Source organism: Roseibium sp. R5 (genome assembly GCF_055755305.1).
Map to the genome: position 1 here is coordinate 4,778,419 of NZ_CM146910.1, position 22,164 is coordinate 4,800,582.

Sequence of the window (22,164 nt, forward strand, 5' to 3'; positions counted from 1 at the left end):
CCGGGCGCATGACGCAAGGCTGGCAGGAGCAGGCCCGCTGAGATAAAGACAAGTGACACGGCAATTTTGCGGAGTGGCAATGTTCGATTGGGCCTACAAAAAACGGCTGCGGGACGATCTGGAAACGTGGGTCGGCAAAGGCTGGCTGACCCCGGAAGGCGCAGCAGCCATTCTGGAAGACCAGGATCAGGACGACGGACGCTCCAGACTGCCCATGGCCCTAGCCGGTATTGGTGTCGTCTGCGTTGCTTTGGCGTTGTTTGCCTTTATTGCCGCGAATTGGGGTGCAATCCCGAAATCCATCAAACTGGCCGGCATTGCCGCCTTGATCCTTGGCGCGCACCTTTTGGCAGCCCTCGCCTCCCGGGCCGGCAAGAAAGGTCTTTCGGATTTGGCGACAGGTTTTGCCACCTTGGTGTTTGTCGGCGGCATGGCGCTGGTCGGACAGATTTTCCATATGCCCGCCGATTGGTCCGGGGGCGCGTTCCTGGTTTGCATGGGCGCCCTTGCAGCTGCCTGGCTGTCCGGATCCGTCACATCCCTAACGGTGGCTGCAATTGCTGCCGTTACCTGGCAGTCGTCGAGGGTGTTTACAGAGCACGCAGGCGGGGCGGACGCCGTCATCAGCATCGTGTTTCTAGCCGCGATTTCCCCGCATCCCTTCTTCCACCCCGCCCGGCTCAGCCGGTTTGCAGCGATTGCTGTCTTGCTCGTTACTTACGGACGCTGGTTTGGAGAAGTGGCCGACCGGATGCCGGGTGGAGATGATGCCGTTGGCGCCATGATCCTTGCAGGGTTTGGCGGCCTGTTCGCGACCATGATCCAACTTGGCCCGATCGGCGATCTTTATGTGAAATGGTCGAGCTATAAACCGGTCAAGACGCATGCGCACTGGCTTATGCTGCGCGCCCTTCAGGACATCGGCTTCATGATGCTGTGCGCACTTGTGTTCGTCAGCCTGATCGCGGTTCAGGAGTTTGATGACGGTGTTCCGCTGATGCGGGTCTTCTCGCTGCCGGTCGCGCTGCCCCTGCTGTCAGCCGTTGCGCTTTGCATTATTGGCCTCCTCATGTCGTTCAAGACGGAAAAGGCCCTTGCCCTTTTCGCCGCCGTCGGGCTGGCCTTGCTGACCTGCTTGGCACCACTGGTCGTTCAGAACGTTTTGTTGGTGTCGGCCCTCGCCCTCGCCTCATTGATCGGTCTTTGCACCCTTGGCACCTGGTTCAACAACCGCTTCTGGATGCTCTGTGCCTATCTTGCGCTGACTGGCGTTGGACTTTGGCTGCTTCAAGTCACCATTGGATCCCTTTTAGGACAGTCGGTCTTTTTCCTGATTGCCGGTCTTGTCCTTCTCGGCATGGCGCTTTGGCTGGCCCGTTTGTTCAAACGCAAGTCCGGACCGGCGAACAAAGCGGAGGCTTCGTCATGACCACCGAAGCACTCGATCAGCAGCCAACCACCCGCTCACGCAAACTGTCTCCCTTCTTGAAGTGGGGCTTGATTGCACTTGTGCAGCTGACCCTCATTTCTCTGCCCCTGATTGACCGGCTTGATGTTCAAATGAGTGGCAAGGAGGTAACCTTGGCACTGGTCCCGGTCGATCCGCGGGACCTTCTGCGCGGCGATTATGTGATCATCAACCTGGCGATCGCCCGTGTGTCCGTTGATCTGCCCGGCGCAAACGAGGTCAAGGAGGGAGACCGGGTCTATGTCCGTCTGGCGCCCGGAACCGACGGCCTTATGCGTGCGGCCTCCGTTGGCAAGGAAGCTGATCCTTCCGGTACTGCTGCCATGGCCGGGACCGTCCGGTCCGTCGGCGGCAGCGACATTCGCATCGACTACGGCATTGATGCGTTCTTCTTGCCCGAAGGCGACGGCCTCATCATCGAAGATCTGGATACTGAGCGCGTCAATCTGGTGGTGGCCGTCACTGAGGATGGCCGGTCCTTGCCGCTGCGCCTTCTGGTCGACGGAAAACCCTTTAAAAACGATGCAGCCTTTTGACGGCGCAGCCGCCTGGGAGTATGAGCGCGCTATGATATTCTTCGCAAAGGCCGCTTATGTCCGATCCTGCTCTTGAAACACTGGTGCTGCCAATCTTGTCCGGCGACATGGAATTGCCGGACCGCGCCCGGATCCTTGTACTCCGCGCCCGCGCAGGACGCCCGCTGAAAGATCTGGAGCCACATGAGGTCGTGTGTGAGCAAAGCTTCGCACCGGATCGCGATGCGCTGCAAAAAGCCGGGTTTAAGGTTGACGCGGAAACGAATGAAGATGGCTTTGATGCTGTGCTGGTCTTGCCCGGACGCCAGCGGCAGGAGGCACGCGCCCTGCTCGCACGGGCGGCCACCAAGACGAAGCCCGGTGGCACCGTCATTGCCTGTGCGCCCAATACGGAAGGCGCGAAAACGCTGGAGCAGGACTTTTCGGCACTTTTCGGCGGTGCTGACAAGCTCTCAAAGAACAAGTGCCGCGTTGTCTGGGCCCCTGTTGATGCGAGCAGCCTCGACACTGCGCTGATGACAGATTGGTCGGGTCTGGATGCGCCGCGGCCTGTTCTCGATGGTGCTTACATCAGCCGACCGGGTGTCTTTGCCTGGGACCGCATCGATCCGGCGTCCAGGCTTTTGGCTGAGAATCTCCCCGACAGTTTGAGCGGCCGGGGCGCAGATCTAGGGGCGGGCTTTGGTTACCTTTCCCGACAGGTTCTGGAAAAGGCGCCAAAGGTGGCCGCCCTCGATCTTTATGAGGCAGAAAAACGCGCTTTAGATCTGGCGGAACAAAACCTTGCGCTTTTCAAGGGCAAGAAGGCGATGACAGGCATCTGGTCCGATGTCACAAAAGGCATTGAGGGGCCGTACGATTTTCTAGTGTCTAATCCCCCTTTCCATCAGTCGGGCAAGGCCGACCGTGCGGATGTCGGTCAAGGGTTTATCCGGGCAGCTGCGCAAGGCCTGCGCTCCGGTGGGGTCTTCTATCTGGTGGCCAATCGGCACCTGCCTTACGAGCGCACGCTCGGCGACGTATTTGACCGCGTCGAAATGCTTGCCGATGCCGGCGGCTACAAGGTGATCAAGGCAACCAAGGGCAAGGGAGGCAAGTAAGATGAGACTGGTCAAGCTCCTCGCCAACCTTGGCTACGGCAGCCGGAAGGAAATGCAGCAGGCGATCCGCCATGGCTGGGTGACCGACCGGAAGGGCAACCAGCTGAAGCCCGACGCGAAGACGGATCACGAAGACATCCTCTTTGACGATGAGCCGCTCGACCCGGCGCAGGGCGTCGTCATCTTGATGAACAAGCCGCTCGGCTATGTTTGCTCAACAAAGGATCAGGGGCGTCTGGTCTATGATCTTTTGCCCGATCGGTTCCGGATGCGCAAACCGGTGCTCTCGACCATCGGCCGCTTGGACAAGGAAACATCCGGCGCCTTGCTGTTCACGGACGACGGCACATTTTTGCACCAGGTGATCTCGCCCAAATCGAATGTTCCAAAGGTCTATGAGGTCACGCTCGACCGGCCGATGAACGGCAGCGAAGCCGCATTGTTTGCGTCCGGCGAGATGATACTGGAGAACGAGCAGAAGCCTTTGAAACCGGCCGAGTTGGACGTGATTGATGAGACCCACGCGCGCCTCACTTTGCATGAAGGCCGCTATCATCAGGTCCGCCGCATGTTCGCTGCCACGGGCAATCATGTCACAGATCTTGCCCGTAGCCGGATTGGCACCCTCACTCTTGAAGGTGTTGACGAAGGTCAGTGGAAAATCCTGTCCGAGGACGACAAGGCGCAGATCTTCTCATGAACCAACGGTGCTGCCGCGGACTTGATCCAGGGCCAGCTGTTCAGGTGGTCCCGGCGCTGCGGCCGGGACGGCAACTGTCGGCTTACCGGCTCAAGACTCGGATCCGGCTGTCGAATTCGCCCCGATCAACGTAGCAACCTCGCAGATGCCGGTAACCGGTATTGGGATCGAACGAAGCCCGACCATGAAGCACCCGGCGGTTGTCGAAGATCACCATTTCCCCGCCTTCAAGACGCGTGGTGATGACATAGTCGCTTGAGCGCGTCATCTGCATGATCTTCCGGTAAGCCCGGTAGTAGGCTTCCATCTTGTCAGCCGGCAGATCGAAAACTCCCGCCAAATGGGCGTTGAAATGCAGCTCCTGCAATTTGCCGAAGGCATCCAGGTCAATCACCGTCTGATGACGGCGAATGTCATAGCTGTCGTCGTGAAACCGGAACGGGACCGGCGTTTTTGACAAGAGTTCAAAGGCCTCCGGATCGTTCAGGCGCAGATCTTCGGCAATGGCGAAGCCGTCACAAAAGGTGGACCCGCCACCTTCCGCGTCGTTGGCAAGGCAATGCAGGAACTGGAAACCCGGTGCAAGCTCCTGATTTGCCAGATCCGTATGCAGCGGCAAAGCGTGTGAGGTGTAGGCAAGATTGTTCGGGTTCGGCATGGACCGAACTTCAAACGTCACACCGAAATTGGTTTCCCTGAGAAAGCCAATCCGCTTGGCCGCGGCCATGCCAGCTTCCCGGTCATCCGCCATGCCATCCACGATGGCAAGACCCGTCTTCTTCGTCTCGATCAAGAACCCCAAAAGGGTTTGATCATCGTTCATCAGATCGGCGGCACTGATCCTTGGCAGGTTGGCCGGCTGGAAATCGCCGCGCCACAAGGTCGGCGGGATGTTCGCCGGGTCCTTCAGGCCAATTCCGGGCCGGTGAGCCTTCAGCCAATCGGCGTCGAACCGGCTCTGGTGCTCTTCCCCGTCCCATTCAATCCGGATGGCTTCGCCATCGAGTTCAGCGGAGAGAATTCCAAGCGTTTCCGGAATACTGGTGAGATCGAATTCCCGTTCGTGAGTTTGCGGGTGAAAGCCGCTCGGGCAATTGTCCCGGAGCCAGAGAAAGGGGAAGTCGGCGCTGGTGCCATCCGCCCAGGCAACATTGAGAACGCGGTCGCCGCCGCGCAAGGTGATCGATGTCATGAGTGTTGTCCACTGACGTTGTGTAGAAATCAGAGCTGCGGCATCGGCCGCACAAACGTCATTGGCTGGCGGGGGGCGGCCACCACCAGTGCGCTTTGTTATGAGGCTGTCCGGGCATCCGCCCAACAACTGCAATCATCGTTCAAAGCCGTCTTGCAGGCTCAGCCTGCGATTTCAATCCGCTTCAAGCTACATCAAAGCACTCGCCCGGCAAGACATATTTTGCCGGGCGAAGGTGTTAACCTGTGATATCCGCAAATTGCTTCAGGATTTGGAGGCCCGCGCCGCCAGAGCAATGGCGATGTAACTCCAGCCATTGATCAACACGGAGATGCCTGCGATCAGCCCAAGCGCCCAAGCGGCCGAGCCCGGCAGGTCCATCCAGATCATGACCCCAGCCGCCAGTGACACAACACCGGCAATCAGTACCCACACCCAGCCATCATGCGGCTTGAGCTTGAAAGCCATGACAATCTGGCTGATGCCCTGGGCTGCAAAAATCGCTGCAATGACAAGCGTCAGCGCAAGTGTCCCGGCGAGCGGGTTCACATAGATGACAACGCCGCCGATCACCGCAATGACGCCTGTGATCATGTTCCAGATGAATGCGGCTGTGCCCTGAGTCTTGAAGGCCTGATAGATCTGGACGAGGCCGCCGACAAACAGGACAGCTGCAATCAGGATCGTGACCGCAATCGAGGTTGCCAGCGGCGCGGCGATCAGGATCATGCCTCCGAGAACGAGCGCGATCCCCAACGCCAGAAACCAGCCCCAATTTTCCTGGATCTTGGTTTTCATGTCTTCAAGTGACTGAACTGCATCGCTCATCGGAACCTCCTTAAAAATAACATCGCTGATGACGATAACCATTTGCACCAATTTCGCAAACCGCTGATGACGTCGGGCGTCGAAATCACGAAATTTGAGCGCTTGACAAAAACTGTGCAATTGCACATTAAGAACACATGTCCGACGATGACTTTTCCTTGTGCGTGTTGACCAACGCCCGCAAAGCTGCGCGCGCGGTCAGCCGCTATTATGATCAGATGGCCCGGAAAGCCGGATTCACATCGGGTCAGTTTTCGGTGCTGGTGACCGTTCGGGAGCACGATGGCGCAACCACGGCAGAGCTGGCGGAACGCCTTTCCATGGAGCGCACGACCCTGGTTCGGAACGTGGCGCTCCTGGAAAAGAAGGGCTTTCTGATCTCACGGCCCGCCGCCGATGCCAGGGGCAAGGCCTTCAGCATCACAGAGCAAGGCAACTTGTTGATTGAAAATGCCCTCCCGCTTTGGCGCGATGCCCAGAAGCATGTCAAGGATCTGCTCGGAGAAGAAGACTTTTTGACTTCCGTCCGGCTGATGAAACGCCTGTCACAACTCTAACCGAAACAACTGCCAATATCCTCAGGATTTGGTTCAGGTCGACTTCAAAAGTGTAATTACACAAACCTTTGGAACTACAGGAGAGCGCAATGAGACGAGTGGTCGTAACGGGATTGGGTGTCGTGTCCCCTATTGGAACCGGTGTCGATGGATTCTGGCCGCGCATAATCGAAGGCGCCAATGGTATCCGGCAGATCACGAAATTCGATGCCAGTGATCTCGCCTGTCAGATCGCCGGGGAAGTTCCTTCAATTGATGAAGACGAATTCGGTTTTGATGTTGATGCGGCACTGGACGCCCGCGAACAACGGCGTACGGACCGTTTCATTCACTTTGCCCTTGCGGCGACCGGAGAAGCTCTTGCGCAAGCCGGCTGGGCGCCGGAAACCGACCTGCAAAAGACAAGGACGGGCATCATCATCGGAACAGGTGTTGGTGGATTTCCGGCCATGACCGGTGGAACGCGCCTTGTGGATGAAAAAGGCCCGCGCCGCGCCTCCCCTTTCCTCGTCCCATCGTTTCTGGCGAACCTGGCGGCCGGTCAGGTGTCGATACGCCATGGCTTGAAAGGACCGATCGGCGCGCCGGTGACAGCCTGCGCCGCCAGTCTTCAGGCTCTTGGGGATGCTGCGCGCATCATCCGGGCTGGCGAGGCAGATGTGATGATCGCAGGCGGCACGGAAGCCTGTATTGACCGCGTGTCCTATGCCGGTTTTTGTGCGGCCAAGGCGATGTCTTCCAAGCGCAACGATGATCCTGAACACGCGTCCCGGCCGTTCGACCAGGATCGGGATGGTTTCATCATGGGGGAAGGTGCCGGCATTCTGGTGCTGGAGGACTATGAGCACGCCAAAGCCCGCGGCGCCAACATCCTTGTGGAGCTGGCGGGCTATGGAACCGCAGCAGACGCCTATCACGTTACGGCCTCCCCACCGGATGGAGAAGGCGGCTTGCGCGCCATGCAGCAAGCTCTTGCCGCGGCCAATCTGACCTCCTCGGACATTGGGTATGTCAATGCTCACTCCACATCGACACCGGTTGGTGATGCCGCAGAAGTCGCCTCGCTGAACACCGTGTTTGAAGGCCGCGGCAAGGATCTTGCCGTATCGTCCTCCAAATCGATGTTCGGCCATCTCTTGGGCGCAGCTGGTGCGGTAGAGGCCATTGCCTGCGTGAAGGCGCTGACAACCGGTCAGCTGCCTCCGTCCCGCAACCTGGTCTATCCGGATGACGCAATGACCAAGTTTGAACTGGTGCCGGACAAGGCCATAAACCGCCAGGTCGACCACGTGCTGACCAATGGCTTCGGCTTCGGCGGAGTGAACGCCAGCGCAGTCTTCTCGCGCATCTGAGACAGGCTTAGAGACAACGCCAAGCCGGGCACCAAAAAGTGCCCGGTTTTTCTTTGGTGCTTGCGCCTCTGCGAAAAATATTCAAAAATACGCATATGTTGAAATATGTCCGTTCGATACGGAACCGGGAGGATTTTATGCGCGAGGGTTTTCTATCTCTATCAGCTGCGTTTTTGATGCTGGCACTGACCGGCAACGGCCCAGCATTCGCGGACGGCGATCTGAAGATTTCCGGTGATGACACAGTCGTCACGATCCAAACCGACGAGGGTGCGGTCGATATCACCCGCTCCAAAACGGAAGCAGCCCTTATTGGCGGCGTCCTGCAGCCGATGGTTCCGCTTCCGGGCGTGACACCGGTCGGCGAGCTTGAAGTCATCGAAGCCTTGAAGTCTGGCACCGCCAAGGTCGTTGATATGCGGACGATGGAGTGGCGCACGCAAGCAACGATCCCGGGCAGCATTCATATCCCTTACACGGAAGTCGCCATGCGTCTTGATGAACTCGGCTGCGAGGGCGAACAAGGCGCTTGGGAGTGCGCTGCGGCAGAAAACGTCATCGCCTTCTGTAACGGTCCGGCCTGTCCACAAAGCCCCGTTGCCATCAAGGCCATGGCGCGGGAGGGATATCCAGTCGCAAAGATCTTTTACTACCGCGGCGGGATGCAGGACTGGATGGTTCTTGGTCTGACAACGGCGGAAGACATGTTCTAAGCCAAAGACTGCACCTGCCTCAGTCAACTGTGAAATCGACATGCAGCCAATGCGCCACTCCAGCGCATTGGTTTTTTGTTGGCGTCTCCAATTTTCTCATATATGAGAATATTCTCGTTATTGAGGGCACGGTATGAACGATCAGGGTCTCGCACAGCGCCTAGTTGGCCTACGCAAGGCGAAGGGATTGTCGCTGGATGAATTGGCCGAAAAATCCGGTATCAGCCGGGCAACCCTTTCCCGTATTGAGCGGAGCGACACCAGTCCGACCGCAGCTGCACTTGGGCGCTTGGCGACCGCGTTTGGCATATCTGTTGCTGATCTATTTGGCTTCGGTGCAGCGGCGCATGATGCAAAGCTTGAACACACCGACCAACCGGTCTGGAGGGATCCGGAAACCGGGTTTCAGCGGCGCAGTGTGTCCCCGGCGATCTCTGGTTTCCGAGGCAGTGTCGTTGAGGGAACGCTTCCAGCCGGTGCCATCATTTCCTATGCGGCCCCGCCCCTTCCCGATCTTGAGCATCACCTGGTACTTCTGTCCGGTGCGCTCACTGTTACTCTTGGGGACACACGCCATGACCTCGCCCCAGGGGACTGTCTCCGCTTCCGGCTGGACACCCCCAATGCCTATCACGCGACCGGCTCCGAGCCGGCGCGCTATCTCCTGACGGTGATTACCCCATGACAGAAGACACCCCCAAAAGTTCAGAACAAACCATACCGCAGTTTAAACCGGACGCGCCCCTTCTTTTGCTCTCAGCAAAAGATGCGAATGCGGTTCTCCCTGAACTCGGCGCACTTCTGAAAAGCTGTGTCAAAGATGGCGCCGGGATCGGCTTCATACTTCCATTGAGCTCAGAGAAAGCCGATCATTTTTGGCGTTCTCGTCTTGATGATATGGCACGTGGTGCGGCGTACATGATCATTGCACGCGAAGAAAACAGTATTGCGGGAGTGGTGATGCTCTGCCTTGCCCCGCAGGACAACGGCCCGCACCGGGCGGAAGTGGCAAAACTCATGGTCCATCCGGACCATCGGCGGAAAGGCATTGCCCGGAACCTCATGGCCGCGATTGATAATCTGGCGCTCTCGCTGGGGCGCTGGCTGCTCGTGCTTGATACGGTCACGGGCGACCGCGCCGAACATCTCTACCCGACATGCGGCTATCAGAAAGTCGGCGTCATTCCGGACTACGCCTATGGCAGCCATGGCGATCTTGATGCAACGACCGTGTTCTACAAGGATTTGAGGAGCAGCCGAGAGATCGGGTAAGAAACCGATCCCTCAGCATGCTTTTGAAGCACTGGTGCCAGAAGAAGGCCAGACTATTCAGCTGGCTCCTCTTTTTTACCGGCGGTGCTGCGCGGCTTCCGGGGAGCCGGTTTGCGTGCAGCCGCGGGTTTCGCCGGAGCCTTTCTCGCAGCCCGTTTGGGCGTGGAGGCCTTTTGCGGCGCAGGGCTCGCGGACGCTGCCTTTTCTGTCACCTTCGGTGTGTCGCCGCCTGCATCCGGCGCACCTGCTTCACTGGAGACCAGCGGATCGGATGTGATGTCTTCAGAGACTGGAGACAGACCCAGCACACTCTGGAAAGTCTGAACCATCTCCAGGGTGTGCGGCGTCATCTCGTCGATGGCGCCCGGGATGTAACGCACGACCTTGGAGGCCATTTCGCGGTCTTCCTTGGTCTTCAGCAGTTTCGGCAGGCTTTCGATGGCTTGCTCACGGGCAAATTCCACGATCAGCGTTTGTTCCTGCAGCATGAAGCTGCGTGCATCCGGAGACAGCGACTTGAACGGCTCATCCTGGGTGAGGACCCGTGCGGAGCGTTCCAACCGGTCGCGGCGGACATTGCCGCGGCTGTCAGCCAGAAGGATCAGCATCCGGATCACCGCCTCGCAGAACCCGCCTTCCTCGATGTGCATGAGTGCGGCCTGCACCGGCGGAAGACTGCGCAAGTCTTCCTTGCGTTTCAATGTCCGGCCCGGCTGATGGGTCCGGCCGAACCAGCGCATGTAGGGCGAGCCCCACACCGTATAGAAGAGATTTTCATACCAGGTGTCCCGGAGGTCCCGGAAGAGATCCAGCGACTGCTCGATCATGGCAGCACTGACCCGCTCCATTTCGGAGAAGGGATTGTTCGCGTCCGCAGGCGTGCGATCCTCTTTGACCCGCTCCGCCATGCCCGGCAAACCGCCAAACATTGGATTGAGGCTCGACATCATCGTGCGTTGCACCCGCAAGGGATGGGTTTTGCGGCGCAATTCAGCGCTTTGCTCGGTCACCCCTGCCTGTACGAACGGACGCACCGCAACATCATAGAATTCAGCCTGCTGCTCCGAGGCTCTGGCCACTGCTGCAAACGGAATTTCATCGTCGCGGCCATCGTCGATCTTCATCAGGTCTTCCATCTTGCGCTCATGGAACGACACGGAAAATTCCCGATCAAGCAGCCCGCCTTCGTAATCATCGATGGTCATCTCATAAAGACCCGGCGCAAGCGCCTCGATTGTCTTCAGGGTCGAGGTGACCTCGGTGTGTTCCTTCTTCGCAATCTTGGAGGACACGAAGATGCCGAGGTGACCCACCTGGTCATGCACCATGTAGATGATGCGTTGGCCCCGGATCGCGATCTCGCGCTCGTCTGTATAGGTGTCGATGATCCAGTTCAGGGCTTGCTGCGGCGGCGTGATGTTGTCGCCGAAACTGGCAAAGGCAATGATCGGCGCGCGGATCTGCTTGATGTCGATGTTGCGGCCCGGCTCCAGCTGAGCTTCGTTCTTGGACAGTTTGTTGCCAACAAAGAGCTGTTCGACGATCCACTTCATTTCCGCTTCATTCAAGAGGAAGTAGCCACCCCACCAACGCTCGAATTCCAGAAACCGGTGCGGTTCGGTGTCGACCTTGGAATAAAGGTCATAATATTTGCCGAAGTAGTTCCGTGCTGGGTTCAGCATCTCGAAGTTCTGGACGATGTCGGCGCCGTCGAACACGCCATGGCCAAGATCCGAATAGAACATGGCGTTGTAGGTGCCGCCGAGGATGCCGCCGTTGTAGCGCATCGGGTTTTCACCGACCCGCCCGGCCCAGGTCGAGACAGGCGCCCCGTTCAAGACGACGGGCCCGGTCAAATCCGGGTTGGTGGCAGCCAACAGCAAAGTGGCCCAGCCACCCTGGCAATTGCCGGTAATGATAGGGTTCGGCGCGTCCGGGTGTTCTTCCATGATGCGGCGGACGAACGCTGCTTCGGCAAGGGTGACATCGGCAAGGGTCTGCCCCTTTTCCGGCATGCGTTTGAAGGCAATGAAATAGACCGGATGGCCATCGCGAAGGGCAACGCCAACCTGACTATCCGGCTTGAAACCGCCAATGCCCGCCCCATGTCCGGCGCGCGGATCAATGATCACGTAAGGCCGCTTCCAGGGTTTAATCTCACGGTGCTCGCCATCATCCGGCGCCTTGATCCGGAGGAGCTGATAGCAGCACGGCCGCGGCAGATCGGCGCCATCCATGACCACGTCATAATCGTAGATCAGGACAGGCGGGCATCCCGCTTCTTCGTGTTCCAAAAAGATGTCGCCGCGCTGGCGCAGCACGTCCATGGTCAGCACGGCCCGTTGTGCCGCATCTTTCCAGTAAGCCTGCCAGGCATCGAAGAGACTGCCGTTCCGCTGGCCCTCGCTCAGGTCTTCAACAGCCTTGCCCATATCGGCAAGACCCAGCTGCCAACGGCCCTTGTGATCCGCCGTGATCTTCTCAAAGTGCTTGGAAAGGCCGCGCCCCATCAGCTCTGCAAGATTAGAAAGCTCGGTTCCTTGGGCCTGCAGTGCCGTAAAACGCTCGGAAGGTCCCCAGGCCGTGGCGTCGTTCAAGGAGTTCAGGAACTCGTTCTGGCCTTTTTCAAACGCGTCAAAAATGTCCTTCATGAGAACCTCCTATCCGATAATGCTGTAACCGCCGTCGATGGGATGAACACCGCCGGTTACGTTAAACGCTTCGCGGCTCGCCAGGAACGCGGCATAGGCCCCGGTATCCTCGATGGTCGCAAGATGATGGGTCGGCGCACGCTTTGCAGCGTCGTCCAAGAGTTCGTCAAACTCGGCAATTCCGGACGCAGCCCGTGTTTTCAATGGTCCGGGCGAAAGTGCGTGGACGGAGATGCCTTTGGGTCCGAGTTCTGATGCTGCATACCTGACTGCGGCTTCCAGCGCGGCCTTGACCGGGCCCATGACGCCGTAATTGTCGACGACTTTCTGAGCTCCCATGAAAGAGACCGTCATGCACGTCCCGCCATGGGGCATCAAAGGTTCTGCCCGGCGGATCAAGCGCAGGAACGAGTGAACGGAGATGTCCATCGCCAGACCAAACCCGTCTGCGGAGCAATCGATCACCCGGCCATGCAGATCTTCCTTTTTTGAAAAGGCTATGGAATGCAGCACCGTATCGAGCCGGCCCCACTTTTCGGAAATCACACCGAACAGGGCATCCAGCTGGTCTTCACTGCGCACATCCAGCGGCATGATGATGTCAGCGTCAAGCTCTTCAGCGAGCGGGCGGACATAAGGCTCCGCCTTTTCATTCAAATAAGTGATAGCCAAATCCGCACCCTGTGCCTTGAAGGCCTTGGCGCAGCCGTATGCAATGGATTGATCATTCGCGACCCCGACGACGAGGGCTTTTTGACCAGTTAAATCGAACATGAATGCACGGCTCCTGAAAAAGGGCCTGCCCCGGACTTTTACCGGACAGACACGGCAGATCACGCGTCGCAATGCGTAACCTACACCACTTTATCGCAGTGCAACATAGAGGGTGTGACGAAACTATGAAATTCGCCTCGGATCAGGGTTAGTGCGGATGGGGTGGCTTGCCCATCAAAAAACAGAACGCCCCGGACTGGGTCCGGGGCGCTCACATTCATTTCAGTCAGACGATTGGCTTAAGACAGCTCAAACCGGTCCGCGTTCATGACCTTGTTCCAGGCTTCCACGAAGTCGAAGACGAACTTCTCGTGGCTGTCGTCCTGGGCGTAGACTTCAGCGTAAGCCCGCAGGATGGAGTTGGAGCCGAAGACCAGATCCACACGGGATGCGGTCCACTTGGTGGTTCCGGTCTTGCGGTCGCGGATGTCGTACTGGCCATCACCGGTATGGATCCAGCTGTTGCCCATGTCGGTCAGGTTGACGAAGAAGTCTGTCGTCAGAGCGCCTTCCCGGTCGGTGAAGACGCCATGCTTGGCTCCACCATGGTTGGTGCCGAGCGCACGCATGCCACCGACCAGAACCGTCATCTCCGGGCCAGTGAGACCCAGCAGCTGGGCGCGGTCGAGCATCAGCTCTTCCGTTGCAACCGCATAGTTCTCTTTGACCCAGTTGCGGAACCCATCATGGATCGGCTCGAGCGGTTCAAAGGAATCCGCATCGGTCATCTCGTCGATGGCATCGCCGCGGCCTGGCTCGAACGGCACTTCGATGTCGAACCCGGCAGCCTTGGCAGCCTTCTCGATACCGACGTTGCCGCCCAGAACGATGGTGTCTGCAACAGAAGCACCAAACTTCTCGGCCAGCGGCTCAAGAACACCCAGAACCTTTGCAAGACGGGCCGGCTCGTTGCCTTCCCAATCCTTTTGCGGAGCAAGGCGGATGCGCGCACCGTTGGCCCCGCCGCGCAGGTCCGACTGACGGAACGTGCGGGCGCTGTCCCAGGCTGTTGCAACCAGCTCGGAAACGCTCAGATCCGTTGCCGCAATCGCAGCTTTCAAACCGCCGATGTCGTAGTTGAACGGGCCGAACGGAACCGGGTCCTGCCAAATCAGCTCTTCTTCCGGTGCATCCGGGCCGATGTAGCGGACGTTCGGGCCCATGTCGCGGTGGGTCAGCTTAAACCAGGCGCGTGCAAAGGTTTCCTTGAAGTAGTCCGGATCGGCCATGAACTTTTCACAGATGGCGCGGTAGGCCGGGTCCATCTTCATGGCCATGTCGGCATCCGTCATCATCGGCATGCGGCGCACGGACGGATCCGACGCATCGACCGGCATGTGCTCTTCCTTAATATCGACCGGCTGCCATTGGTTGGCGCCCGCCGGGCTCTTGGTGAGTTCCCACTCGTAGCCGAAGAGAAGCTCGAAATAGCCCATGTCGAAGACGGTCGGGTTGGTAGTCCAGGCGCCTTCAATGCCAGACGTGACAGCGTTCGAAGCGACGCCCTTCATGTTCGGGTTCATCCAGCCGAAGCCCTGGTCAGCAACATCTCCGCCTTCCGGCTCTGGACCAAGCGCTTCCGCATCGCCGTTGCCGTGCGCCTTACCGACAGTGTGGCCACCGGCGGTCAAGGCCGCGGTTTCCTCGTCGTTCATGGCCATGCGGGCAAAGGTTTCGCGCACCTGCGCTGCAGTCTTCAGCGGGTCCGGTTGACCGTTGACACCTTCCGGGTTGACGTAGATGAGGCCCATGTGGACCGCGGCCAGCGGGTTTTCCAGCGTGGACGGATCATCCAGGTTGTCGTAGCGCTCTTCGCTAGGTGCGAGCCACTCTTTTTCGGCACCCCAGTAAACGTCTTTTTCCGGATGCCAGATGTCTTCCCGGCCGAAGGAGAACCCATAGGTTTTCAGGCCCATGGATTCGTACGCAACGGTCCCGGCGAAGAGGATCAAGTCCGCCCAGGAAATCTTGTTGCCGTATTTTTTCTTCAGCGGCCAAAGGAGACGGCGCGCCTTGTCTAGGTTGCCGTTGTCCGGCCAAGAGTTCAAAGGTGCAAAGCGGATGTTGCCGCCAGCACCACCACCGCGGCCATCAGCAATCCGGTAGGACCCGGCAGAGTGCCAAGCAAGGCGGATCATCAGACCACCGTAATGCCCGAAGTCGGCCGGCCACCAGTCCTGGCTATCGACCAGCAGCGCCTTCATGTCTTCTTTCAGCGCACCGAAGTCGAGGCTCTTCAACTCTTCCTGATAGTCATAGTCTTCGCCCAGCGGGTTGGACTTGGTATCGTGTTGATGAAGGATGTCCAGGTTAAGGGTCTTCGGCCACCAATCCGTGACGGTCTTGCCGGTCTCGGTCAAGCTGCCGTGCATGACCGGGCAACCGCCGCCATTGTCCACTTTTGCGTCCATGAGTATCTCCCTGTGGCATCTGCCATCAAAATATCTGCATGACCTAAATTGGCGGTCACGCATCGAAATTCCAGTTGTCTGATTGCAAGGTCGACCAATTATTTTTGGGATCCATGTCAGAACGTTTCTAAACTAGCAAGGCAGCCCAATCAGGAGAAGTTGTATTTTCTAATAATGATGATAAATTTTTCTGATGATAAATATCACCCTCAAACAGCTCCGCTATTTTGAAGCCCTCGCCCGCCACGGCCACTTCGGCCGGGCGGCCGAAGACTGCGCCATTTCCCAGCCAGCGCTGTCCATGCAGATCAAGGAATTGGAGGAGGTTTTGGGCGCGCCGTTGTTTGAACGTTCGGCCCGCCAGGTGTCTCTCACCGGATTTGGTGAGGAGGCGGTGGAACGGGCAAGAGCGATCCTGCGCTCAGCGGACGAGCTCGGAGATCTTGCGCGAGCCTCGAAGGAAACGTTGGAAGGCCGGCTGCGGATTGGCGTCATTCCAACAGTCGCACCGTATTTGTTGCCACAGGTCGTCAGCCGCCTGACAGCGCGCTATCCGGGTCTGGATATCCATGTGCGTGAGACCGTGACACCAAAGCTTGTTCAGGAACTGAATGACGGCCGGCTTGATACAGCGATCCTGGCCTTGCCCGTCTCCGAACCAGGGCTTGCAGAAACGCCGCTGTTTGAGGAGAATTTCGTGCTTGTCCGGCCAGGCAGTGAGGCCAATCTCCCGGTGCCTTGCGCGGACAGCCTCAAGGAGATGCGGCTTTTGCTGTTGGAAGAAGGCCACTGTTTTCGCGACCAGGCCCTCTCCTTTTGCGACATCCAGGCTGGACGTCCGCGGGAAGTGCTCGACGCCAGCTCTCTGTCGACACTGGTTCAAATGGTCAATGCCGGGATGGGCGTCACCTTCATTCCGGAAATGGCGGTCCCGGTCGAAACACGCTCGGCGGACGTCGCGGTCAGCCGTTTCGAGCCGCCGGAGCCAGCCCGCACCCTCGGCATGGTTTGGCGCAAATCCAGCCCGCTCGCAAGCCAGCTGACCGAGATCGCCGATCTGGTGCGGGAGGCAGCTCAATCAAACAGCACTGCCAGCTGAACAAGGCTGGAAAACAAATCAAACCTTCCGGGCGACCACGAAGTGGCTGCGCGGTGCCGGGTAGAGACCGGTTTCGATGATCTCAAATCCGGCCTTCGTCATCATGTCGTTGACCATGTCCGTTGAGAGCATTGAGACATACGGCGCCTTGCCGAAGAGCTGCATCACCTTGATCATCGGGACAAACAGCCAGGCTTTTGATTTCAGGCAGACTGTCTTTGAGATGAAAAGCCCACCGGGTTTGAGAAGCCCGTTGACACGATCAAGAAGCGCTTCAGGTCCTTCCACCAGATGAAGGAAGTTGAACGCCAAGACGGCATCAAACCCCTCATCGCCGGCAGCCCTGGTCAAGCGTGGGTCGAACCCGTCCGCAGCGAGGAACGACAAGCCTTCGGGCGCATTTCCCTCAGCTTTCGCCGCTGCCAGTTTTTCCTCCGCGATTTCCATCATACCAGGCGCAAAATCGGTCGACAGATAGCTTTTCACGCTGCCGGCCAAAAGCAGAGCCGTGGAACCCGTCCCGGCACCAAGTTCAAGCACCTTGTCGTTTGGCCCAAGGTGCTCTGTCACCCGTTGCAACGTCTTCTGATAGGCCGCCTCATCTGCGATCTTGCTCTTGGCGTACTTGCGGGCGACTTTGTCCCAGAAGGTGCTGGAGGGCGTCATCTCGTTGGTCCATGTGGTTGTCATGGTCAGTCTATCCAGTTCATTGGGTCAGGAAAACAGAGCGTGCCGACGGGCAGCTCCCCTGCTCCGTCAATTGATGATCTTTCGGGCGAGAAAGGCTGTGCTCCAGGACTGCATCCAGCGGCCCTGGCCGGTTTCCGGAACCTCAAGCACTTCCAAGCCGCTGTCTTCCAGCCATCCAGCGATTTTGTCCTGGCTCAACCGATGCGTCCGCCATTTCAGTTGAATATACGCACCGATCCAGGATTTACGCGTGGCAACCAGCAACAGGTGTCCGCCCGGCTTCAAAACCCGGTGGATCTCTTGCAAGGCCGCCTTTGGGTCCGGCAGGTGTTCAATAACATGCGCGCACATGACCAAATCGAACCTGTTGCCGGGGTGTGGCATGTCGCGAATATCTGAGACCGAAGCGTCAACACTCACACCGTTGTCCCGAAGATTGCCGCGGGCTTCGGACAACATGCAGGGCGAGATATCAACAGCCGACAAGGCATAGGGTTGGCGGACTTCCGCGGCAAAGGCCAAGGACAGAGTGCCTGTTCCGATCCCGCAATCCAGGACGTCCAATTGATGCCCGGCCCCGTCAGAAAGCGCTGGAAGAACCTCACGCACAAGCCGTCTGTAGCCACCGGGAAACCCGAGCCGTGCAATCTTTTCTTCCCAAAGCCCTGCTTCGGCATCATAGGCGGCGCTGAGTTCAGAGGCGGCAAAGCCGCGCCGGTTGACCGAGACCTGCCAGGATCCGAACCAGCGTTCGAACACCGGGATCTTCACATCGTTGAAATCAAGACTCATTTTGTTTTTCCATTGCCACCGCGCAGGCCGACATGCCGCAAGATCGCTCGGCCGATGTCTCGGCCGCCGGTCGGTGATGCGAAAAATTCCAGTATCGAGAGGACCACAGTCAGAAGCGGTCCGGTCAGCCAATAAAGTTTCATGGCCCCGTCTCCTTTGCAGCTTCTCTACACCCAAGATAAATGAATACAAATTGCCTAAATCTGGGGAGTTGATATACATATTTGTATGAATTGGCAGAGCATCACTTTCGATTGGAACCAGGCCCGCGCTTTTTTGGTAACGGCAGAGGAAGGCTCTCTGTCTGCGGCGGCCCGCGCTCTCAACCTGACCCAGCCAACCCTCAGCCGGCAGGTGGCCGCGCTTGAGGAGACCTTAGGCGTCACGCTGTTTGAGCGGGTCTCCAAATCGCTCGTTCTCACCGAAGCCGGTGTTGAACTTGCTGAACATGTCCGGGCGATGGGCGAGGCAGCCAGCCGGGTCTCACTTTCGGCGTCTGGACAATCCCAGCAAATCGAGGGGATGGTGACGATCTCAACGACAGACGTACTCGGGATCTACCTGCTGCCGGAAATCCTGAGAGATCTGAGGACAAAAGCGCCCGGGATCGAGATCCGTATCCGATGCACCAATTCCTTGAGCGATTTGCGCCGGCGCGAAGCGGACATTGCCATTCGCCACGTCGAACCGGACCATCCGGATCTTTACGCCCGCAAGCTCTACGATGCCTCCGCCAAGGTTTATGGCGCAAGATCTTACTTGAGCCGGTTTGGCAACGGTCTGTCGATGCAAGATGCCGGTGCTCACGACTTCATTGGCTTTGACGACAATCCGCAACTTGTCGGCCATCTGCGGGCGATGGGCCTGCCTGTGACGGAAGCGAACATAAAACTGAGTTCCCCCAGCGGCGCCGTTGCCTGGGAATATGTCCGCCGCGGCCTTGGTCTCGGCATCATGGCCGACGAAATAGCCGCCTGCTGCCCGGAACTCGTTCCAGCGTTTGATGATTTGACGGAAGTCTACTTCCCGGTTTGGCTCGTCACGCACCGGGAACTGCATACCAGCCGGCGGATCCGGATCGTTTTTGACCACCTTGTTGAACATCTGCGGCACAAACAGCCGCGACAACCGCATGAAAAGTAAACAGACTTTATCGCGTGTCTGCGTTTTTTGAATCTTTCTCGTCAATCGTTTTGAAAACAATCAGAATTATCCTCGGCAACTCAATTTGCAACTTTTGATATTTGTGAAAAGCGACGAGGGAATGCGGAGCAGAAACAGGGATTTAAGGGCTGCTGCAATTTGCCTGTTTGCAATGCTCATCGCTTTGACCGCGCTAGCAAGACCTGCGGTCTCCGCTGAAAGCCACCTGACACCGTCCCTTGAAGTCTATTACAATGCGCTGCCGCATGTTGTTCTCATCATTGAGCCGCAGACTGGCCGTATCGCGTTTGCCAACAGTTTCGCGCATGACTTTTACGGATATGGCCCCGGCGCGCTCTCAACCATGCGGATTCAGCAGATCAACCAGCTGACCGCGGAGCAGGTTGCGGAAGAACGCCGGCTCGCAAAGGAAGAGCACCGGAACTACTTCATCTTCCGCCACAAACTCGCAGATGGCTCCATCCGGACCGTAGAGGTGCGTTCCTATCCGCTCGACTTTGGTGGACAGGTCCTGCTGCACTCCAATATTCGCGATATTACCGGAGAGCGCAGCCGGCAGGACAAGCTTTGGCACTACCAGACCCGTCTCGAAGAAGAAGTCCGCGAGCAGCGTGAAAAACTTGCAGTCACCTATGAAGCCCAGACCCATTGGCTCTTCGGCTTCTTGATCGCAATTACGGTGGCGCTCGGCCTCGTCGGTTTCTACGCAGTCCGTTTGCACGATTCCCGCAAGAACCTGCGCAAGGCCAATCAGGACCTGATGCTTGCCGACATGGTCTTCCGCCATGCCAATGAGGGCATTCTGGTGACGGACGCAGATGGCATCGTCATCCAGGCCAACCCGGCTGTCGCGCGCATATCAGGCGAAAACCTTGACGCAATCATTGGCCAAAACCCAATGAAGATCGCCTCGGATCAGAATCGTTCCGAGATCCTGCGGCAAATGTCACGGGCGCTCGCAGAGACCGGGGAATGGGCCGGGGAACTCTGGAATGTCCGCCCCGACGGTGAGCGCTACGCGCAGCGGGTTTCCGTTGCCGCGATCAAGGACGGAAACGGGACCCTTACGAATTACATCTCAATTTTTTCCGACATCACGGATCTTAAGAACCATCAGTATGAACTGGAGCGCATTGCCCATTATGACCCACTGACAGAGCTGCCCAACCGGGTCCTCTTGCGCGAACGCCTGAGTGAAGCGATTGAACGCGTCAAACGCGACAATTGCTGGGGCGCCGTCTTTTTCTTCGATCTTGATGGCTTCAAGGAAATCAACGACCGTTACGGCCATGAGCTCGGAGATGAGCTTCTGACCACGGTTTCCAGGCGGCTCCTCTCGCAGTTCCGGTCAACCGATACTGTCGCACGGCTCGGCGGTGATGAGTTCATTGCCGTGGTGTCCGACTACGAAAGCCCGGACGCTTACAGAACCCTCGCCGAACGGGTGCTGGCGGAGACCAGCAAACCGATTGATCTCGGTGACAAATCGGTGGCCATTTCGACGAGCGTTGGCGTCGCAGCCTTTTCCGCAGACAGCGACACCACACCGGACCAGCTTTTGCGCCAAAGCGATTCAGCGATGTATCAGTCCAAGCTGGAAGGCAAGAACCGCTATACGCTGTTCAATCCGAAAACCGAGATTGAGATCACCGCCTTCAACAACAGGATCAACGCACTCTCCAATGCGATCGATAATAATGAGCTGGTGTTCCACTACCAGCCAAAGGTCGATGTGGTCAGCGGGCGAATCCACAGTGCCGAAGCCCTCGTCCGCTGGCAGCATCCGGAGGTGGGTATCCGGTATCCGGGCAGTTTCCTGGACGCTACGGAAAACATCGGCCTGTCCCTGAAACTGGACACATGGGCGCTGGAGACCGCCTTTGAGACCGCGTCTGCGTGGCGCAAGGCTGGGCTGGAAGTGCCGATCAGCGTCAATATCGACCCCCGGAACCTCACGTCGAACTGGCTCTACGACACGCTAAAGGGTCTCCTGGCAAAATACGACTCGATCGCGCCATCTCTGCTCGATATCGAAGTGCTGGAAAACGCGACGGCGGTCGGAAACGCCTCGGTCGCCCTTGCGATCAAACAGTGCCAGGAACTTGGTGTCAGTTTCTCAATCGACGACTTCGGCACCGGGTATTCCACGCTCACGCACCTGCGCCATCTCCCGGCAGATCACGTGAAGATCGACCAGACCTTCGTGCGGGCTGCAATCGATACCCTCGATGACCTTGCGATTGTGGACGCGGTTCTCGGCCTTGCGGGCGCTCTCAACAGAGAGGTGATTGCCGAAGGCGTGGAAACAAAGGCGCACCAGAACCTGTTGATCAGCCTGGGAACAACGATCCTCCAAGGGTACTCCATTGCCCGTCCCCTGCCCTACGGCACCTTTCTCGACTGGACGGAGACTTTCGCACCCGATCCCGATTGGAGCCTGTTGCAGCACCTATCAAAACGGCGCGTCAGACTGCTTTACCTTCAGGTCGAACTCCGGAACTGGATCAAGGTGCTGAGTGGTCAAAAAGACGCCAAGGAGCGGCCGACTTGCACCCTCAACGTGGAAGACATGGCGGCGAACTATTGGCCCTGGCTCAACCGCGACGGCACAAAACTGTTTGCTGGAAGCGATCACTACGCCTTGCTGCTCACCCAGTGTGAGAACCTGATGAACCAGGCGAAATGGCATTGCGGAAGTAGCCTTGGCGCACAGAAGACGTGCTCCGCTGCAGCTGCCAACCAGTTATCGGCGCTCGCAAAAGACTGCGTGAATACGATCGACAACTTGTTGCTCGACCGGAAACTCGACCGCACCGACACAGTCCCGTTCAAGGTGGGGGAGAAGCGGGCGTGACGCGGTTTGTG

The 22,164-nt window shown here is 58.1% G+C and carries 20 protein-coding genes; 12 read left to right on the top strand and 8 right to left on the bottom strand.

Features of this window, described 5'->3' with window-relative positions:
* The first annotated feature begins 79 nt into the window (after positions 1 to 79).
* The 4 genes from AC0J4F_RS22415 to AC0J4F_RS22430 are packed head-to-tail and all read left to right on the top strand — an operon-like array spanning position 80 to position 3,804.
* Positions 80 to 1,429 (top strand): DUF2157 domain-containing protein, encoded by a 1,350-nt coding sequence (locus AC0J4F_RS22415; RefSeq protein WP_473024797.1) that lies wholly within the window; start codon positions 80 to 82, stop codon positions 1,427 to 1,429.
* Positions 1,426 to 2,004 carry a GDYXXLXY domain-containing protein gene (locus tag AC0J4F_RS22420; RefSeq protein WP_133952912.1) on the top strand — a complete coding sequence of 193 codons (579 nt, stop codon included), beginning with the start codon at positions 1,426 to 1,428 and terminating at the stop codon, positions 2,002 to 2,004. Before AC0J4F_RS22415 ends, AC0J4F_RS22420 begins: the two co-directional genes overlap by 4 nt.
* A 56-nt stretch (positions 2,005 to 2,060) precedes the next feature.
* The gene (locus AC0J4F_RS22425) at positions 2,061 to 3,104 is read left to right on the top strand and encodes a class I SAM-dependent methyltransferase (RefSeq protein WP_133952913.1); all 1,044 of its coding nucleotides are present in this window, start codon (positions 2,061 to 2,063) and stop codon (positions 3,102 to 3,104) included.
* A 1-nt stretch (position 3,105) separates the two neighbouring features.
* Positions 3,106 to 3,804, top strand: a complete 699-nt coding sequence (locus AC0J4F_RS22430) for a pseudouridine synthase (protein ID WP_133952914.1) — start codon at positions 3,106 to 3,108, stop codon at positions 3,802 to 3,804.
* An 82-nt stretch (positions 3,805 to 3,886) separates the two neighbouring features.
* On the opposite strand, the gene AC0J4F_RS22435 is transcribed toward AC0J4F_RS22430, so the two are convergent.
* Positions 3,887 to 4,996 (bottom strand): TauD/TfdA family dioxygenase, encoded by a 1,110-nt coding sequence (locus tag AC0J4F_RS22435; RefSeq protein ID WP_473024798.1) that lies wholly within the window; start codon positions 4,994 to 4,996, stop codon positions 3,887 to 3,889.
* A 264-nt stretch (positions 4,997 to 5,260) separates the two neighbouring features.
* Positions 5,261 to 5,824 carry an HdeD family acid-resistance protein gene (locus AC0J4F_RS22440; protein WP_306146428.1) on the bottom strand — a complete coding sequence of 188 codons (564 nt, stop codon included), beginning with the start codon at positions 5,822 to 5,824 and terminating at the stop codon, positions 5,261 to 5,263.
* 137 nt (positions 5,825 to 5,961) lie between these two features.
* Here AC0J4F_RS22440 and AC0J4F_RS22445 point away from each other — a divergent pair, with 137 nt between their 5' ends.
* The 5 genes from AC0J4F_RS22445 to AC0J4F_RS22465 all read left to right on the top strand — a co-directional run bounded on the left by AC0J4F_RS22445 (position 5,962) and on the right by AC0J4F_RS22465 (position 9,718).
* Positions 5,962 to 6,381 (top strand): MarR family winged helix-turn-helix transcriptional regulator, encoded by a 420-nt coding sequence (locus AC0J4F_RS22445; RefSeq protein WP_473024799.1) that lies wholly within the window; start codon positions 5,962 to 5,964, stop codon positions 6,379 to 6,381.
* Positions 6,382 to 6,470: 89 nt separating this feature from the next.
* Positions 6,471 to 7,733: a beta-ketoacyl-ACP synthase II gene (fabF, locus tag AC0J4F_RS22450; RefSeq protein WP_473024800.1), complete on the top strand. Its 1,263-nt coding sequence runs from the start codon at positions 6,471 to 6,473 to the stop codon at positions 7,731 to 7,733.
* A gap of 137 nt (positions 7,734 to 7,870) precedes the next feature.
* Positions 7,871 to 8,446: a rhodanese-like domain-containing protein gene (locus tag AC0J4F_RS22455; RefSeq protein WP_473024801.1), complete on the top strand. Its 576-nt coding sequence runs from the start codon at positions 7,871 to 7,873 to the stop codon at positions 8,444 to 8,446.
* Between the two features lie 133 nt (positions 8,447 to 8,579).
* Positions 8,580 to 9,131 carry a helix-turn-helix domain-containing protein gene (locus AC0J4F_RS22460; protein ID WP_473024802.1) on the top strand — a complete coding sequence of 184 codons (552 nt, stop codon included), beginning with the start codon at positions 8,580 to 8,582 and terminating at the stop codon, positions 9,129 to 9,131.
* On the top strand, positions 9,128 to 9,718 hold the full coding sequence (locus tag AC0J4F_RS22465) for a GNAT family N-acetyltransferase (RefSeq protein ID WP_473024803.1): 591 nt from the start codon (positions 9,128 to 9,130) through the stop codon (positions 9,716 to 9,718). Before AC0J4F_RS22460 ends, AC0J4F_RS22465 begins: the two co-directional genes overlap by 4 nt.
* Before the next feature lie 53 nt (positions 9,719 to 9,771).
* Here AC0J4F_RS22465 and AC0J4F_RS22470 read toward each other — a convergent pair whose 3' ends face one another.
* The 3 genes from AC0J4F_RS22470 to katG form a co-directional block, all read right to left on the bottom strand.
* The gene (locus tag AC0J4F_RS22470) at positions 9,772 to 12,369 is read right to left on the bottom strand and encodes a DUF3141 domain-containing protein (protein ID WP_473024804.1); all 2,598 of its coding nucleotides are present in this window, start codon (positions 12,367 to 12,369) and stop codon (positions 9,772 to 9,774) included.
* Between the two features lie 9 nt (positions 12,370 to 12,378).
* Complete coding sequence (gene fabI, locus AC0J4F_RS22475; protein WP_473024805.1) at positions 12,379 to 13,143, bottom strand: enoyl-ACP reductase FabI; 765 nt, start codon at positions 13,141 to 13,143, stop codon at positions 12,379 to 12,381.
* Between the two features lie 239 nt (positions 13,144 to 13,382).
* Complete coding sequence (gene katG / locus AC0J4F_RS22480) at positions 13,383 to 15,554, bottom strand: catalase/peroxidase HPI (RefSeq protein ID WP_473024806.1); 2,172 nt, start codon at positions 15,552 to 15,554, stop codon at positions 13,383 to 13,385.
* A gap of 193 nt (positions 15,555 to 15,747) precedes the next feature.
* Between katG and AC0J4F_RS22485 the strand changes: the two genes are divergently transcribed.
* The gene (locus AC0J4F_RS22485; RefSeq protein WP_409690197.1) at positions 15,748 to 16,653 is read left to right on the top strand and encodes a hydrogen peroxide-inducible genes activator; all 906 of its coding nucleotides are present in this window, start codon (positions 15,748 to 15,750) and stop codon (positions 16,651 to 16,653) included.
* An 18-nt stretch (positions 16,654 to 16,671) separates the two neighbouring features.
* Here AC0J4F_RS22485 and AC0J4F_RS22490 read toward each other — a convergent pair whose 3' ends face one another.
* The 3 genes from AC0J4F_RS22490 to AC0J4F_RS22500 form a co-directional block, all read right to left on the bottom strand.
* Entirely contained in the window at positions 16,672 to 17,343 is a 672-nt protein-coding gene (locus tag AC0J4F_RS22490) for a class I SAM-dependent methyltransferase (RefSeq protein WP_473024807.1), read from the bottom strand.
* 66 nt (positions 17,344 to 17,409) lie between these two features.
* Positions 17,410 to 18,135 carry a class I SAM-dependent methyltransferase gene (locus AC0J4F_RS22495; protein ID WP_473024808.1) on the bottom strand — a complete coding sequence of 242 codons (726 nt, stop codon included), beginning with the start codon at positions 18,133 to 18,135 and terminating at the stop codon, positions 17,410 to 17,412.
* Complete coding sequence (locus AC0J4F_RS22500) at positions 18,132 to 18,278, bottom strand: hypothetical protein (protein ID WP_166672869.1); 147 nt, start codon at positions 18,276 to 18,278, stop codon at positions 18,132 to 18,134. Before AC0J4F_RS22500 ends, AC0J4F_RS22495 begins: the two co-directional genes overlap by 4 nt.
* A gap of 85 nt (positions 18,279 to 18,363) precedes the next feature.
* Here AC0J4F_RS22500 and AC0J4F_RS22505 point away from each other — a divergent pair, with 85 nt between their 5' ends.
* Together AC0J4F_RS22505 and AC0J4F_RS22510 are read left to right on the top strand one after the other, a co-directional pair.
* On the top strand, positions 18,364 to 19,278 hold the full coding sequence (locus AC0J4F_RS22505; protein ID WP_473024809.1) for a LysR family transcriptional regulator: 915 nt from the start codon (positions 18,364 to 18,366) through the stop codon (positions 19,276 to 19,278).
* A 121-nt stretch (positions 19,279 to 19,399) separates the two neighbouring features.
* Complete coding sequence (locus AC0J4F_RS22510) at positions 19,400 to 22,153, top strand: putative bifunctional diguanylate cyclase/phosphodiesterase (RefSeq protein ID WP_473024810.1); 2,754 nt, start codon at positions 19,400 to 19,402, stop codon at positions 22,151 to 22,153.
* Positions 22,154 to 22,164: the final 11 nt, after the last annotated feature.